Raw genomic sequence first — 750 nt, forward strand, 5'->3', positions numbered from 1 at the left:
GCCGGTGACGACCACCGTGTCCTGCCCCGCCCCGCCCTGGATCAGGGTCGCCACGGCGGCGCTGTTGACGGTGAAGGTCGTACCGAGCGCGTTCGAGCTCGTGATCGCCCCGCCACCGCTGTAACCGGAGATGCTCTTGCCCGACAGGTCGAGGGCGGCGGCGTCCGTCGTCAGAATCGCGCTGCTGTTCAACGAGATGCTGGAGACATCCTTCAGCGAGGCATCATCGACCTTGATGATCGTTGTTGTGGTATTGTTTGTGCCATAGCTGTAATTTCCATTTGCAGACAATGTCTCGACGTGGCTGAGGCTGATTTTAGTTAGGTCATAAACGCTGTCCCGGTAAGTCGGCGGAACATAGATCGATAACCCCGTGGCGGGATCCGTCTGGTAAATGTTGTTGGCGACAGTGAAATCATACGACAGGCTGAGGCTGTCGTATCCGCCGCCGCCGTCGATGGCGCTGCCCGCCACCAGTTGCGCGGGCGTCCCGGCACTGAAACTGTCACTCTCGTTACCGCCAGTGATCGTGACGAGGCTCTTGGCCAAGGTCACCGAGATGCCGCCGGCGGAAGAGTAGACCGGGTAGGGCGATGCGCTCGGGGCGGAGCCGTCGCTCAAGGTCACCTTCAAGTCCGCGCCGTCACGCAGGACGAGGGATGCGCTCGACGAGGAGGCATTCGTCAGCCGCACTTCTTCGAAGCCGGCGAACTGCGACAAGCCAGCGAGGTTGAAGCTTCCCGAGCCAGA

At 61.6% G+C, this 750-nt stretch carries 1 protein-coding gene; it reads right to left on the bottom strand.

Annotation, left to right across the window (positions count from 1 at the left end):
- On the bottom strand, positions 1 to 750 hold a 750-nt coding region (locus tag AAHF99_RS27125; protein ID WP_342167424.1), incomplete at both ends, for a hypothetical protein.

The organism is Methylobacterium litchii, assembly GCF_038442315.1.
Taxonomy (GTDB): domain Bacteria; phylum Pseudomonadota; class Alphaproteobacteria; order Rhizobiales; family Beijerinckiaceae; genus Methylobacterium; species Methylobacterium litchii.